We start from the raw sequence: 15,180 nt of genomic DNA, 5'->3' as shown, positions 1-15,180 counted from the left end.
ACTCTCGTTTCTGCGTGGCCCGGTAGCTCAGTTGGTAGAGCAGCGGATTGAAAATCCGCGTGTCGGTGGTTCGATTCCGCCCCAGGCCACCACTAGATTCAAGCAAAAAGCCCGATCCTTATGATCGGGCTTTTTGCTTTCTGAATGGTGTGTAGACCCCACCCATGCGGCCGCCCTTGTGATGCCGCTCAGATGTCGATCACCACGTCATCCTGCGGTCGAGAGCAGCAGATCAGGACATTTCCCTGGGCAGGTGGATCGAGTGGATCAGGCTGATAGGTGACGAGCCCGGAGATCAATCCGCTCTCGCAGTTGTGACAGACGCCGGTTCGGCAGGACCACCGGACGGGCACGTCACACGCCTCGGCCAGCTCCAGAATGCTCTGGTAGTTCGAGGCCTCCCAGTGGGCGGCGATGCCACTGCGAGCGAACGATACCAGCGGACCGGTATTGGCACTGTCCTTCGGCAGATGCGGAGCTCGCGTCACTGCACCCACGACACCAGGGGTCCGCGGCTCACTACCATTGAAAATTTCGAGGTGAATCCGCCCCGGCTCCACGCCCAGATTCGCGAGCGTCTCTTTCATCTCTGCCATGAAGCGAGTCGGCCCGCAGAGATAGAAATCCGCCTCTCGCGGGACCCCCACGTCGTCGAAGACCGATCGCGACAGGTGGCCGGTAGCGTCGAAGTCCTCACCCATCTTGTCTCGCGACGCCGGCCTGCTATAGCAGACATGGCTGCGGCCATGCGTAAGCGCGAGCACGAGCCGGTGGACTTCGGCCGCAAATGGATGATGCTGCCGATCGCGAGCCCCATGAAGCCAGAAGACCTCTCGTGTCGACCGGGCAGCCGCCAGCGCGTGCAGCATCGCCAGAACAGGTGTCGCCCCGATTCCCGCGCTGAGCAGCACCACCGGCAGTTCTCCTGGCTGCAGAATGAAGCTTCCGCGCGGCGAGCTGACGTCGAGAACATCGTCCACCCGGACATGCTCGCGCAGGTAGGATCCAGCCGGTCCGTTCGGCTCGATCTTCACGCTGATTCGATAGCCCTGCGTCGAGGCGGGACCCGAGAGCGAATAGCTGCGAAAAAGTGGCGGGCCGCCGACGGTCCGTTGAAGACGCAGGACCACGTACTGGCCGGGAAGAGCCTTTTGCAGCGGCTGACTGTCCGGGCTTTGCATCGTCAGCGAGAGGACGTCCGCGGACTCCTGAGCGATCGCCGTCACCACGAGCGGCCGAAATCCAGGAGCAACGGGATGCGCAGCGACTGCTGGTGCGAGACCCGCGTTACCTCTTCCCGCGCCAGTCGTTTTGCTCTGCACTAACGCTTCAAACGACGAGCGCCATCCGGGTGAAAGCGCGTCGATCCGCAATGCGCGCTCCAGTCGAACGCGTGCATGATCGGGCAAATAGAGAAGCGCGTTGATCTCTGCGACGGTCATCCGCTCGTTCGCCTCTCCCACCTTCACGATTTCGTCGCCGACGCCCACCTCACCTTCCTGCAGGACTCGGAAGTAGAACCCGGGCCGTCCGCTGGAAGTGAGTAATGCCGGCATCCGGGGCTCGTTCATGCGAATGCCGACGCGATAGCAGGTAACGCGAGGCTGAGTGACCTCGAACAGCGCGCTGCCGATCTGATATCGATCGCCGATGCACACGGCATCGTCGGGCAGTCCTTCGATTGTGAAGTTCTCGCCGAACTGTCCGTGGACGAAGTCGGTCCTCTTCAACTGCTCCTGCCAATAACGATACGATTCGATCTGGTAGACGAAGACGGCGCGTTGCTCACCGCCGTGCCCTGCCAGGTCGCCTTGACCGTCTCCGTCCAGATTCAAGCGACCGACCCGGCAGCGGCCACGTACCGAAGCCTTCCAGATCGCGGTGCGCACAGTGCGCCCCTTCCACTCGATGTCTCGCGGAAGTCCGATGTTCACCGATAGTAGTCGAGCCATATCGCTCCCTTCCCTTGGTGATCGGAAGCCCTTCTGTCCTGAAGCGTCTTATCGGCGTGTGCACGCCACCGGCCACGACCTGGCGCACGACTTGGGTGTTAATTGCGCAATTGTGAGGATAGCGTACGGGTGGCCGCGAAATGCCGCTCGGCACTTGCGGCTTCGGTTCGAAGCTTACGATTAAGAGTCCTGAGGCGGCTCGCCTTGATAGCGGCACCAAATTTAAAAAACCGCACAATGCGGCCTCGTACTATCAATCAGGCAAGCACTTTAATACCGTGCTTTTGGATGATCTGAAGTAGTTTCGCGGCGGTTCCGCTCGGTTCGTTCTGGCCGGTTTCCCACTTCTGTACGGTCGATGTGCTGGTGTTCAAATAATGAGCGAACACATTCTGGCTCAACTTCGCGTCCTCCCGAATCTTGACGATCGTCTCGCGGTCGAAATGGGGTACCTCGGCAAGGCACAATTCGTCATATTCGCGCATCGTGGTCTTGTCGATTGCCTTGACCTTCAACAGAGCGGAGGCCAGTCTGTGGACAGACTTCAAGCCGCCCGACTTGTAGACGGCGCCAGAATCAGTCTGTGGGTGCACCGCCTTGCGCGTCACCGACCGTGCCGGCGTCGCTTCCAAATTCTTCACTTTAGCTTTTGCCATTTTTACAAATCTCCAGCAATTCTCCGTCTGCCACGAGGTCATCGAAGACGCTCATCGGCGTTTTGAACACCCGTGACGACGCCGGTTCCACTTCTGCGACAGGCTTCGTCGCCGATTGTCCTTTGAGTGCCATACGCCTTGGTGTTGTTGCCAAAGAAAAACTATAGCATTGGATGCAATAGTTTCCAAGATGTCACAGTCGACGAAGATCGAGGTTCGCCACAGCTCAACGCGCCCCGGCGGCCACCGGTATCATGGAAAGCCCCGGAACTTCGGTTCCTGGGCTTTTTGCATGTTTCGCCTGCGATGTCGGCCTGGTTGACTTACCGTCATTGCCCCATCGAGACGCCATAACCTGGAGTTCCCGCATGATCCGTCGCCCACGCTACAAAAGAATCGGTCTCGCGCTCGGCGGCGGTGCCGCGCGCGGCTGGGCGCATATCGGGGCCATCCGTGCACTGCAGGGCGCGGGCATCAGGCCGGACATCATCTGCGGGACTTCGATTGGCGCCCTGGTCGGCGCGGTCTATGCGAACGGCGATCTCGACTGGCTCGAACAGTGGGTCTCGCGCCTCACCTGGCAGACGGTGTTGCGCTTGCTCGATCTGCGCTTCTCGGGCGGCCTGCTCGGCGGCAAGAAGGTCATCGACGTTTTTGCCACGCAGTTCAATGGCCGTTCGATCTCCGAACTTCACCTGCCCTTCGCGGCCGTCGCGACCGAACTCGATACCGGCCGCGAAGTCTGGCTTCAGGAAGGCGGTATCGTCGAAGCAGTCCGCGCATCGATTGCAATTCCCGGGATCTTTACACCGGTCCTCCATGAAGGCGTCTGGCTCGTCGACGGCGGCCTCTCGAATCCGGTGCCAGTCTCGCTTGCACGTGCGATGCGGGCCGACTGTGTGATCGCGATCGACCTGAACAACGATATCCTCAACGGTCGCGATTTCGGCGGCCCGACACCGGAACTGCCGCCGCCGGTCGCCATGGAGACGCTGGCTGCCGATACGGAAACGGAGGCCGAAGCCGAAGCCGCACCCGTTGCCTTGCGGCGCAATGGCAAGCCTTGGCCCAAATGGCTCGAGCCGAATCCCGCCTACTACGATGTCCACACACCGCCGAAGCCAAGCGCGCGGGTCCCGTCACTAGTGAGTTCGATTGGCCAGAGCATCGACATCATGCAGGTCCGCATCACCCGTAGTCGCCTCGCGGGCGAGCCCGCCGACATCCTGATCCAGCCGCGTCTCGGCGGAATGCGAATCTTTGACTTCCATCACGCGGCCCCCGCAATTGAAGAAGGGCGTGCGGCAGTCGAGCGGATGATGCCCGCCATCCGCGCACGGCTCGGAATGGATTGAGCGCCTCCAGTAAAATACTGGATTGCCAGTTCAGCGCTGGCGCCATGATCCAGGCAACTTCGCAATGACCGACTTTTCGAGCATCCTCCCCGACGCGGACGAATCCGCTGACTCCACCGATTCCATGGTGATACAGGAGCCGCGGCTCTGGCGCGACGACGGCTGGACCGCACGGGTCATCAAGAATGAGGACGACGAAGGTTGGGCGGTCGAGATGATCAAGGACGGCGAGGTCGAACCCGCCCTCGTCGGCCCCTGGACGATGGGCCGGGACAAGAAGAATCCGAAGCCGCTCGACACCTCGGCGTTCAACACCCTCGTCAAGACGGCATCGGAAGTGCTGCGGCGGCACGAACAGCAATTGCGCGCGATATTGCACAAGGAGGTCGCCATCGACGCGGCAACCGGCCGGATCAATGTGACGCTCGACATCGTGCCCGACGAGGACGATCCGCATGCGCTGCTTGCCGCCGAAGACGCATTCGGCGAATCGCTCGCGAAGGTCCGCGTCTCCGCTGCATTCAAGCTCAATGCAAGCAGCGCGGCAGCCTGGGTCGAGAACGGCTTCGCCAAGCCGCGATAGGCGACGGCGCCGGGAGCACGGGTTTCCGACGCCTCCTTGAGCCAACTTTGCCGCTCCTGGGGCCGGCCTTGGGCTCTGGGCGTTCGGTTTTGGTTGGGCGTTCGGCTTTGGGCTTTGGGCTTTGGGCTTTGGGCTTTGGGCTTTGGGCTTTGAGTGGTCCGCGCCAGGCGGCCGGAAATCCCTGTTGGGCTACAATACTGGGTTCGTCGTTTGCCGCCGTTCGCAGGCTGATCGCCGCGGCGGGACAATCCAGCCATCGGGAGTTTTTGTGCAATCGACCCAGCATCAGGATGCGCGCGACAGCGCACTCGTCTTGTTCTCCGGCGGCCAAGATTCGGCCACGTGCCTTGCCTGGGCGCTCGAGCGTTTCGAACACGTCGAAACGCTCGGCTTCGACTATGGGCAGCGCCACCGGGTCGAACTCGAATGCCGCGTGCAGTTTCGCAAACGCATCGCCGCAATCATGCCGCAGGCGCGCGGGCGGCTCGGCGACGATCATATGATTGATCTATCGGTACTCGGCGCGATCAGCGACACGGCAATGACGCGCGAGATCGAGATTCTCGCGACCGCCAACGGCCTGCCCAATACCTTCGTGCCGGGCCGCAACCTGATGTTCATGACGATCGCGGGCGCGATCGGCTATCGGCGCGGCTTGCGGGTGCTGGTTGGGGGCATGTGCGAAACGGATTTCTCCGGTTACCCGGATTGCCGCGACGACACGCTCAAGGCGCTCCAGGTAGCGCTGAACCTGGGCATGGACAGCCGCTTCGTGCTGGAGACGCCGCTGATGTGGCTCGACAAGGCCGATACCTGGCGGCTTGCCCAATCGCTCGGCGGTGCCGCACTGGTCGACCTGATTCGCACCGACACGCATACCTGCTATCTCGGCGAACGCGGCCTCCTGCACGACTGGGGCTATGGTTGCGGTGAATGCCCGGCCTGCAAGCTGCGCAAGCGCGGCTACGAGGCGTTCCTCGCCAACGAGGCAGTCGGCGCGGACCCGACTGCCTGACTCGAATCCCGGCACCCACAGGTGCCCCCGGCTCGCGCCGGACGTTGAAGTGAAACCGGCATCATGACTTATGCAGTGAAGGAAATCTTCTACACCTTGCAGGGCGAAGGCGCGAATGCCGGCCGCCCGGCGGTGTTCTGCCGCTTTGCCGGCTGTAACCTGTGGTCGGGCCGCGAACAGGACCGGGCCACCGCGGTCTGCCAGTTCTGCGACACGGATTTTGTCGGCATGGACGGCGAAAATGGCGGCAAGTTCGCGACAGCGCTCGAACTGGCCGCCCGCGTCGCGGCTCAATGGCCGCAGGGAGAAGCGCATCGCTTCATCGTCTGCACCGGCGGCGAACCGCTGCTGCAGCTCGATGCACCGCTGATCGACGCCTTGCATGCCGAAGGCTTCACGATCGCGCTCGAAACCAACGGGACGCTGCCCGTTCCGCCCGGGATCGACTGGGTGTGCGTGAGCCCGAAGGCGGATGCCGAGCTTGTCGTACGACGCGGCGACGAACTAAAGGTCGTTGTTCCGCAAGACAACCAGCGACTGTCGGATTACGAAGCGCTCGATTTCACGTATTTCCTGGTCCAGCCGATGGACAATGCTTCGCGTGCGCTCAACACACGTCTGGCGATCGACTGGTGCAAGCGCCACCCGCGCTGGCGTCTGTCGACCCAGACCCACAAATACCTGAATATTCCCTGAGTGGCGCCCGTGCTGTCGATTACCCGAAAACTTGAATTCGATGCAGGTCACCGCATCCCCGACCACCGCAGCCAATGCCGCAATCTGCATGGTCACCGCTATGTGCTCGAAATCACGCTCGAGGGCGAGATCGTCGACGTTGAAGGCGCGCCCGACCGCGGCATGGTCATGGACTTCGCCGATGTGAAGTCGCTCGCGGTTCAACATCTCGTCGATCGCTGGGACCACGCCTTTCTCGTGTTCGAAGGTGATACCCAGGTCCGCGAATTTCTCGATACGATGCCTGGACACAAGACGGTCGTACTCGATCGGATACCGACCGTCGAAAATCTCGCCTTGATTGCGTTCGAGATTCTGTCGAACGTCTACGATGCGCATTACGGCGTCGATCTGCGGCTCAGGCGGGTTCGCCTCTATGAGACGCCGAACTGCTGGGCCGACGCCGAGCGCAAATAGGACAGGACGGACGGGATCCCGGCCTGCGGTTGGACCAGAGGCTCAGGCGAAGTCTCGCAACACGTGGAGCTGTCGATGCACGGTATTCACAGAGGTTCTGTTCGGCCGGCAGGTGCACGGCGCTTCGATCGATGCGGTGTGGCACTGACTGGCGGGCTGCTGTGCCTCGCGCTGGCTGGAACGCGTTTTGCGTTTGCGGCCACTCCGACTGCACCCCAGGTGGCGGCGTCCGAAGTGGAAGCCCCGGTTGCCAAAACGCCTCGCCCCTCGTCCGCACAAGCGAAGCAGCCCGCGCAGAAGGAAACGCAGACTGCGATCGACGACTACCAGGCCGGCAACTATCCGGCCGCGCTGAGCGAATTCAAGGATGCCGCCGAGAAAGGCAACCGCCTCGCGCAGTTCAACTACGCGATGATGCAGCTCAATGGCGAGGGAACCCCGGTCGATCTGCATGAAGCCGAGAAATGGCTGAGGAAGGCTGCCGAAGCGAACATGTCGCACGCGCAATATGCGTATGGCCGGCTTTTCGACGACGGCACGCTCGAGCGGGTCGACCCGGCTGAGGCGCATCTCTGGTTTCTCAAGGCTGCCAGACAGGGCCATACGCAGGCACAGGTCGCACTTGCGAACCAGTTCATGGACGGACGAGGCACGAAGCAGGATTTTGCCGAGGCGTTCGTCTGGTATCTCGAGGCTGCGAAATCGGGCGACATGGCATCCGAATACATCGTCGCCACTTACTACGAGCGCGGCGGCGACGGCGTAACGCCCAACCCCGAAGTCGCACGGCGCTGGTATGCGAAGGCCGCCGCGCAAGGCGACCCGGCCGCGCTCGATCGCTACCGGAATTTAACCGAAAAGCTCCACCCGAACGAAGCAAACTGCGGCAAACCAACCGCGAAATAGGACATCGTCGCTTGGGCTTGGGCTTGAGCTTGGGTTGAGACGACCCGTGAGGCAAAAGCTGGGCTCCCTGCGCCTGGGCTGCCGACCGTCGGCTCAACGATGGCCGCCTCTGCCACCATCAACTCTGCATCAGCCTTTTCTGCTTGCCCACGCTCATGATGATGCCCACGCCAAGGCCAAGCGTCACGAGCGCGGTCCCTCCATAGCTCATGAACGGCAGGGGCACGCCGACCACCGGCAGGATGCCGCTGACCATCCCCACGTTGACGAACGCATACGTGAAGAACGACATCGCGAGCGCACCAGCCAGCAATCGCGAGAACAGCGTCGCCCCGTTCGCGGCGATGTAGAGTCCGCGCGCGATCAGACACAGGTAGAGGAAGAGCATCACGAGCCCCCCCACCAGCCCGAACTCCTCGGAGAACACCGCAAAGATGAAGTCCGTGTGCTTTTCGGGAATGAACTCGAGATGAGCCTGCGTGCCCTTGAGCCAGCCCTTGCCGAGCAAGCCGCCCGAGCCGATCGCGATGACCGCCTGGATGGTGTGGAAACCTTGCCCGAGCGGATCGGACTGCGGGTCGAGCAAGATGCAGATCCGGTGCTTCTGGTAGTCGTGCATCATCGGCCACTGCACCTGCGGCTGACAGATCTTGCCCTCGAACGCGACGACCGAGCCCGCCGCGATCACGACCGCGAGCAGCACAGGCAGGATCAGCCGGAAGCTGAGCCCCGCGAAATAGATCACGAACAGACCCGATGCGAGCACGAGCACCGCGGTACCCAGATCGGGCTGCTTGGCGATCAGTCCGACCGGCACTGCGAGCAGGATGAAACCGACGATGTAGTCATACCAGCGCACCACGCCCTCGCGCTTCTGGTAGTACCACGCGAGCATCAAGGGCATCGCGATCTTCATGACCTCGGACGGCTGGATCACCATGCCGACGTTGATCCAGCGCTTCGCACCCTTGCGCGTGAGGCCGAACAACGCGACACCGATCAGCAAGCCGATGCCAACCGTGTAGAGCGGGACCGCGAGCCGCATGAGTGTCTGGGTCGGGATGTTCGCGATCATCCACATCAGCGCGAAGCTCAGCAGGATGTTGCGGACCTGGTCCTGAACACGCCCCGGCATATCGAGGCTCGCACTATAGAGCGTCACCAGCCCCACGCCGAGCAGCAGGAACATGAAGAGCGCAAGTGGCTTGTCGAAGCCGATGAACAGCCGCTTGATCTGGGTAAAGACGGCCCGTGAATCGAGTTGCATGAGTGGCCTCATCAGTCGTCGCCGTTGGGGCTGGCGTGCGGTGCCGGCGTGTTGCCACCGGTATCGACACCGTTCAGGTTGACACTATGATCCTCGGCCGGCACGTCGGCATCGGTCGGAGAGACCGGCACGCGCGGCGCGGGTGCGAGCGGCGTGCCGCCCGAGGAGCCGTCGTCAGGCCGTTTGGGGTTCGGGGCGTCGGGTCTGCCGGTCGGATTCGAACCGGACTTGCCCTTCGTACCGCTTGCGCCGCTTGTACTGCTGGTACTGTTCATACCGCTTGCGCCGCCCGTCCCTCTGCCCGCCGCGCCTCCTGTGCTGCTCGCGCCCGACGCGGCAGTGGCTGCATTGGCCACGCTCGCGGCACTGGCAATCAGCGCCGGTGGCGTCTGGCTGGTCACACTGGCGATCGCCGCCGCCGTGGCCGAACTGCCGCCGGGCAGCGCAGCCGCGACCGAAGGCGGCAACGCGGCGGCGAGCGGACTCTGATCGGCACCGCCGATCACGGGCGCCGTATCGACCGTGCCCGATCCATTCGAGTCGGCCACCGCATCCGCCACCGCCGCTGCGGCCATGCCCGGCTTGAACCGGTCGACCAGCCAGTAGTCGAGGACCTTGCGCGCGACCGGACCCGCCGCCTCGGCACCCCAGCCGCCGTTCTCGACAATCAGCGCAATGGCGATCTGCGGCTTGTCGACCGGCGCGAAGGCCGTGAACAGCGCATGGTCGCGGCGATTCTCGGCTACCGCGCTCGCATGATATCTCTCGCCCTGCAGCGAGTAGACCTGCGCCGTCCCGGTCTTGCCGGCCGCCTCATACGCAATGCCACGGAACGGCGCGGCGCCGGTACCGTTGGTCAGCACATTCTCCATCGCATGCTTGATGAAATCGATGTCCTGCTGGCGCACGTCGAGCTTGCCTGTCGACTGCGAATCGATGGTCCGGATCTGGTGGCTCAGTGGATCTTCAATTTCCTGAACGAGGTGGGGCGTCATGACGACGCCGTCGTTCGCGAGGGTCGCCGTCGCGTGGGCCAGCTGCAGCATCGTGAACGAGTTGTATCCCTGGCCGATCCCGAGGCTGATCGTCTCGCCTTCATACCAACGCTGCATCTCGGGCCGCCGGTAGGCGTGCTTCTTCCAGTCGGTCGAGGGGAGGATACCCTTCGCTTCGCCGTCAATGTCGATGCCGGTGATCTGGCCGAATCCGAGCGGCTTCATGAAGGCGGCCATCGCATTCACGCCAAGGTCATGCGCGAGCATATAGAAGTAGGTGTCGTTCGAGACCGTGATCGCGCGGTTCATGTCGATCCACCCTTGCCCGCTGCGCACGTCGTTGTGGAATACGTGTCCCGCGAAGGTGTAGGAGCCGGTGTCCTGGAAACCCCACTCGGGCGTGCGCTTGTGCAGCGTGAGCGCAGCCAGCGCCACAAACGGCTTGTAGGTCGACCCCGGCGGATAGGTCCCGCGCAGTGGGCGGTTGAGCAGCGGCTTGTCGGGCGAGTTGTTGAGATCGTCCCAGGTCTGCTGGTCGACGCCGTCGACAAAGATGTTCGGGTCGAAACTCGGCGCCGATACAAAGGCGAGCACTTGGCCGGTGGCCGGCTCGATCGCGACCAGCGCGCCCTTGCGGCCAGCGAACGCGCGCTCGGCGGTTTCCTGCAGGCCGACATCGAGCGAGAGGCGCAGGTTGTTGCCGGGTGTCGCCTGCGTGCGCGACATGGTTCGCACCGGGCGGCCGCCGGCCGTCACCTCGACTTCCTCGGAACCCGTCAAGCCGTGCAGCTCGGTCTCGTAGCTCTGCTCGACGCCGATCTTGCCGATGTAGTCGGTCCCTTTGTAGTTGTTCGCGTCAAGGCGCGGATCGTAGTGGTCGGAATCGTTGTCGTTCTGTTCGCTCGCCGCCTCGATATTGGCGCGGTCGCGCTCCGAGATCCGGCCGATGTAGCCGATCGCATGGGCGAACACCGTGCCGAGCGGATAGCTGCGAAACAGGCGCGCGCGGACATCGACACCCGGAAAACGATAGCGCTGCGCCGTGAAGCGCGCGACTTCGTCGTCGCTCAGGCGCGAGCGGATCGGCAGGCTCTCGAAATGTTTCGAGTCCTCGAGCAGCTTCTTGAAACGCCGGCGGTCGCGCTCATCGACCGGAATCACCTGGCCGAGCTCGGTGATCACCTGGTCGAGCGGCTCATCGAGCTTCGAGGGGGTGATCTCGAGCGTATAGGCCGAATAGTTGCGCGCAAGCACGATGCCGTTGCGATCGGTGATCACGCCGCGGTTCGGCAGGATCGGCGCGACCGAAATCCGGTTTTCGTCGGCCTGCAGCGAATACTCGCTGTAGTGCCACACCTGCAGATAGAGAAAGCGGAACCCGAGCAGCCCGAAGCAGAGCATCACGAACAGCGCCGCGCCCGCTACGCGCAAACGAAACCGGGACAGTTGCTGTTCAGTGTTCTTGAATTCGGTCATGCTGTGCGCGGGCCGATCAGATCGGCCGCGTGTCGTCGGGATCGGCCGCGCGCTTCTGCGGCGCAAGCAGCAGCAGGCTCGCAACGGGCCAGAGAATCGCTTCGACGAATCCGTCGACCAGATAGCCCCAGCCCGGGAACGCCGCCCCCGTGAGCAGGCGGATGACGAAGGGCACGAGTTGCGCAATCACGAGCAGCGGCAACACATGGAGCGCCTGGACCGGCAGCGAGAACCAGAGCACGCGCCGGTGCAGCGAGATCGCGCCGTACGACAGCAAGGTGTAGGCGAGCGCGTGTTCACCGAACAGGTTGGCGTCGTGCACGTCCATCAGGATGCCGAGCAGGAACGCGATGCCCATGCCGACCTTGCGTGGCTGATGGATATTCCAGAACAGCAGGACGAGTGCGACGAAATCGGGCACGCCTACGGTCCGCCCCCAGGGCAGGAAGTTCAGCACGAACGCTGCCGCAAGGCTGAACGCGATGAACGAAGGATTGACCGGCAGCAGGATGTAAAGCGGACGGCTCATTCGTCGATTCCTCCGTGCGCGGGAAGACGCGGTTGCGTCTCACGACCCGGCGCGCGGGCCGAGGACGCACCGGCGGGCGCCCTGGCAGTTGCCTGGCTGGCCGGTACCTGAGCGGCGGGGCCGGACGCGACCAAGCTCACGGCGGCGATCGCCGCCTTGCTGGAGGAAGCCGCCGACGCAGCCGCGGTGGCAGCCTGTCCCATTGCACGCCCCTTTACGTGGCCCGCCGCGGCACCGTCGAAGGTCACCGTGCCAGCCCAGACCTGCGGCACGGCGGACACGGCGGACGCAGCCGCTCCAGCCGCGTCGCTGACACTCACCGTCTTGCCAGCCACGGCGGCTTTACCCTTCGCATCTTTCGCATTCTTCGATTTGGAATCGGCAAGGCCAAGCTGTTCGCCGACGGCGCTATCGGGCGGCGGCGGCAGCAACACATTGTCGTAATGGAGCACGAGGACCTGCCGCTCGCCATGGATCGGTGACACGGGCTCGCACAGCACATGAGTAAAAGCCGTATCCGTCTTGCGATCGACACGCACGACGCGCGCGACCGGCAGCCCCGCCGGAAACACGCCGTCGAGCCCGCTCGTCACGAGTTGATCGCCGACCTTGACGTCTGCAGAGATCGGCACGAAGCGCAGGTCGAGGCCGTCGCCGCCCGGGGTGCCGTAGATCACGCTGCGAATCCCCGTGCGCAAGAGCTGCACGGGTAGCGCCTGATCCTTGTCGGTGAGCAGCGTGACTTCGGCTTGCAGGGGATAGACGCGCGTGACCTGGCCGATCACGCCGCTCTCGGTGACGACGGGTGCGCCGGGCTGAATGCCGGCACCCGAACCATGATCGATGATCACTTTCTGGGTGAACGGATCGCGCGTGTCGTAGGCGATCTCGGCCGGCACGTTCTGGATCGACGAACGCCGGGTGAGCTCGAGCAGCGCACGCAGGTGGGCGTTTTCCGCCTCGAGCTGCTGCGCCTGGCTGCCCTGCAGCGCGAGTTGAAGATTGCGCGCCTTGAGCGACTGGTTCTGCTGATGGAGCGAGGTGCCGGTCACGAAGAAATCCGCGATGGCGAGGGCGACATCGCGCGGCACCAGTGCGGCGCGCTGCAGCGGGAACAGGCCCGTACCGATGACCTCGCGGATCGAATCGAGCGTCCGGTAGCGTGCGTCGGAAATCAGCAGGCCCAACGCGAGCGCGACGAAAAATATCAGTCGCGCAAGCGCAGAGGGGCCCTGCTTGAAGAGTGGCGGCGGACTGTAATCCATGGTCGGCGCCGGTCGAGGTTACAGAGAACGGAAACGGGTTGAATACGCGTGGCGAGGCCGGCAACCGCTCGGGCCGCAGCGCTGGAAGCGCTGACCGACACGCAGCCCGAAGGCTGTGGCGGCAGCGTAGCGGTGCACCGGCGGTCTGACCGGCTTCAACGTCGTGGCGTCATTCGTACGAGAAGATGCTGCCCAGCTTGTCCATCCGCTCGAGCGCCATGCCGGAGCCGCGCACGACGCACGTCAGCGGGTCCTCGGCGACGAGCACGGGCAAGCCGGTTTCTTCGGCGAGCAGCCGGTCCAGATCGCGCAGCAGCGCGCCACCGCCCGTCAGCATCATCCCCCGTTCCGCGATGTCCGCACCGAGTTCGGGCGGCGTCTGCTCGAGCGCGATCTTGACCGACGAGACGATCTGGTTCAGCGGATCGGTCAGTGCTTCGAGAATTTCGTTGCTCGAGATCGTGAAGCTGCGCGGAATCCCCTCGGAGAGATTGCGGCCCTTCACTTCCATTTCCTTGACTTCGGAACCCGGGAACGCCGAACCGATCTCCTTCTTGATCGCTTCCGCGGTCTGTTCGCCGATCAGCATCCCGTAGTTGCGGCGGATGTAGTTGACGATCGCCTCGTCGAACTTGTCGCCGCCCACCCGCACCGAACCCTTGTAGACGATGCCGCCGAGCGAGATCACACCGACCTCGGTCGTGCCGCCGCCGATGTCGACCACCATCGAGCCTGTCGCTTCCGAAACCGGCAGGCCCGCGCCGATCGCCGCGGCCATCGGCTCCTCAATCAGATACACTTGAGAAGCGCCCGCGCCATGCGCGGCTTCCTTGATTGCGCGGCGCTCGACCTGGGTCGAGCCGCACGGCACGCAAATGATGATGCGCGGCGAGGGCGAGAACATCCTCGACTCGTGCGCCATCTTGATGAACTGCTTGATCATCTGCTCGGTGACGGTGAAGTCGGCGATCACGCCGTCCTTCATCGGGCGGATCGCCTCGATGTTGCCCGGCACCTTGCCAAGCATCTGTTTCGCTTCCTTGCCGACTGCCTGGATCGTCTTCTTGCCGTTCGGGCCGCCTTCCTGCCGGATCGAGACGACCGACGGCTCGTCGAGGACGATGCCTTTGCCGCGCATGTAAATCAGCGTGTTTGCGGTGCCAAGGTCAATCGCCAGATCGTTGGAGAAATAACTGCGCAGAAAACCAAGCATTCAAAATCCTGTCGCTTCGGGTCGGACGCATGAACGCCGACAGCGGAAAAAAATAACAGCTTCGGGGGACCGCAAGACATCTTGATAAAGACGCTCGCGCGTGCTCGAAGCTGCCGATGACTGTACCGGCCTTGCTGTTCCCGTCACATTCCCTGGGCTGCTCCGGGCAGCCTGCGATGCGGCCAAAGAACACATGAACATGAAGTCCAGGTTCTTGCAATTCGTTCGGCCGCCGATCGCTCGTGACTCGCTCACGATTCTTCGGCAGGTGTCAGGCGAGAGTAAGCTCGACCGGATTTGGGTTTCGGGCGTAATCATACCTTATAATTTTGGCTATTTTGAAGGGAAACCACCAACGCTCCGCCTTGTTCTTGCTGGTGTTTTCCCGCCCCGATGTTCCTGCCGCCCGCGCATTGTCGCAGCCACATCGGTGGCGCTTCTGACTCTTTTTTTCCGGTGATCGCATGTCCCTCACTTTGACCGACGTCAAACGGATCGCGCATCTGGCGCGTCTCGAACTGGCCGATGACGCGGCCGGGCACACGCTCGCGCAGCTCAATCATTTCTTCACGCTGGTCGAGCAGATGCAGGCGGTCGACACGAAGGGCATTGCCCCGCTCGCGCACCCGATCGAACAGATCCAGCCCGTCGCACTGCGCCTGCGCGACGATGCCGTGACCGCGCAGATCGACCGCGCCGCCAACCAACAGCCGGCGCCGGCCGTGCGGGACGGCCTGTACCTGGTGCCCAAGGTGCTCGAGTGAGCGGTGCACGGGTGCGCCCCGCCGCGCACGATGCCCTGCTCGAACAACGAAT

Annotated in this window: 14 protein-coding genes and 1 tRNA gene; 8 read left to right on the top strand and 7 right to left on the bottom strand. The window is 63.2% G+C overall.

Translation table 11 applies throughout. The features are described 5' to 3' along the window. Positions 1-16 precede the first annotated feature (16 nt). Positions 17-92, top strand: a tRNA-Phe gene (locus HV670_RS03800). A gap of 96 nt (positions 93-188) precedes the next feature. On the opposite strand, the gene HV670_RS03795 is transcribed toward HV670_RS03800, so the two are convergent. Together HV670_RS03795 and HV670_RS03790 are read right to left on the bottom strand one after the other, a co-directional pair. After that, positions 189-1,889, bottom strand: coding sequence for an MOSC and FAD-binding oxidoreductase domain-containing protein (locus HV670_RS03795; RefSeq protein ID WP_246256954.1), 1,701 nt, complete (start codon positions 1,887-1,889; stop codon positions 189-191). Positions 1,890-2,209: 320 nt separating this feature from the next. Further along, entirely contained in the window at positions 2,210-2,650 is a 441-nt protein-coding gene (locus HV670_RS03790; RefSeq protein ID WP_343054315.1) for a helix-turn-helix domain-containing protein, read from the bottom strand. 326 nt (positions 2,651-2,976) lie between these two features. Here HV670_RS03790 and HV670_RS03785 point away from each other — a divergent pair, with 326 nt between their 5' ends. The 6 genes from HV670_RS03785 to HV670_RS03760 all read left to right on the top strand — a co-directional run bounded on the left by HV670_RS03785 (position 2,977) and on the right by HV670_RS03760 (position 7,619). Next, complete coding sequence (locus HV670_RS03785) at positions 2,977-3,963, top strand: patatin-like phospholipase family protein (RefSeq protein WP_175103291.1); 987 nt, start codon at positions 2,977-2,979, stop codon at positions 3,961-3,963. Positions 3,964-4,027: 64 nt separating this feature from the next. After that, on the top strand, positions 4,028-4,546 hold the full coding sequence (locus HV670_RS03780; protein WP_175103290.1) for a hypothetical protein: 519 nt from the start codon (positions 4,028-4,030) through the stop codon (positions 4,544-4,546). Positions 4,547-4,814: 268 nt separating this feature from the next. After that, complete coding sequence (queC, locus tag HV670_RS03775; RefSeq protein WP_175103289.1) at positions 4,815-5,561, top strand: 7-cyano-7-deazaguanine synthase QueC; 747 nt, start codon at positions 4,815-4,817, stop codon at positions 5,559-5,561. Positions 5,562-5,624: 63 nt separating this feature from the next. Beyond that, positions 5,625-6,257: a 7-carboxy-7-deazaguanine synthase gene (gene queE / locus HV670_RS03770; protein ID WP_175103288.1), complete on the top strand. Its 633-nt coding sequence runs from the start codon at positions 5,625-5,627 to the stop codon at positions 6,255-6,257. A 9-nt stretch (positions 6,258-6,266) separates the two neighbouring features. Beyond that, positions 6,267-6,713: a 6-carboxytetrahydropterin synthase QueD gene (gene queD / locus HV670_RS03765; protein ID WP_175103287.1), complete on the top strand. Its 447-nt coding sequence runs from the start codon at positions 6,267-6,269 to the stop codon at positions 6,711-6,713. A 234-nt stretch (positions 6,714-6,947) separates the two neighbouring features. After that, entirely contained in the window at positions 6,948-7,619 is a 672-nt protein-coding gene (locus HV670_RS03760; protein WP_425511380.1) for a tetratricopeptide repeat protein, read from the top strand. A gap of 118 nt (positions 7,620-7,737) precedes the next feature. Here the strand turns inward: HV670_RS03760 and rodA are convergent, their stop codons facing one another. The 5 genes from rodA to HV670_RS03735 all read right to left on the bottom strand — a co-directional run bounded on the left by rodA (position 7,738) and on the right by HV670_RS03735 (position 14,364). Then, positions 7,738-8,886, bottom strand: a complete 1,149-nt coding sequence (rodA, locus tag HV670_RS03755) for a rod shape-determining protein RodA (RefSeq protein ID WP_175103285.1) — start codon at positions 8,884-8,886, stop codon at positions 7,738-7,740. 11 nt (positions 8,887-8,897) lie between these two features. Continuing rightward, positions 8,898-11,357, bottom strand: coding sequence for a penicillin-binding protein 2 (gene mrdA, locus HV670_RS03750; RefSeq protein WP_175103284.1), 2,460 nt, complete (start codon positions 11,355-11,357; stop codon positions 8,898-8,900). A gap of 16 nt (positions 11,358-11,373) precedes the next feature. Next, on the bottom strand, positions 11,374-11,886 hold the full coding sequence (mreD, locus tag HV670_RS03745) for a rod shape-determining protein MreD (RefSeq protein ID WP_175103283.1): 513 nt from the start codon (positions 11,884-11,886) through the stop codon (positions 11,374-11,376). Beyond that, positions 11,883-13,151: a rod shape-determining protein MreC gene (mreC, locus tag HV670_RS03740; protein WP_175103282.1), complete on the bottom strand. Its 1,269-nt coding sequence runs from the start codon at positions 13,149-13,151 to the stop codon at positions 11,883-11,885. Before mreC ends, mreD begins: the two co-directional genes overlap by 4 nt. Positions 13,152-13,320: 169 nt before the next feature. After that, positions 13,321-14,364 carry a rod shape-determining protein gene (locus HV670_RS03735; protein ID WP_175103281.1) on the bottom strand — a complete coding sequence of 348 codons (1,044 nt, stop codon included), beginning with the start codon at positions 14,362-14,364 and terminating at the stop codon, positions 13,321-13,323. Positions 14,365-14,828: 464 nt separating this feature from the next. Between HV670_RS03735 and gatC the strand changes: the two genes are divergently transcribed. Next, complete coding sequence (gene gatC, locus HV670_RS03730; RefSeq protein ID WP_175103280.1) at positions 14,829-15,128, top strand: Asp-tRNA(Asn)/Glu-tRNA(Gln) amidotransferase subunit GatC; 300 nt, start codon at positions 14,829-14,831, stop codon at positions 15,126-15,128. Positions 15,129-15,180 lie beyond the last annotated feature (52 nt).

Origin of the sequence: Pararobbsia alpina (assembly GCF_902859895.1) — a bacterium.
Lineage (GTDB): Bacteria > Pseudomonadota > Gammaproteobacteria > Burkholderiales > Burkholderiaceae > Pararobbsia > Pararobbsia alpina.
This window is presented reverse-complemented; position numbering and strand designations above follow the sequence as displayed.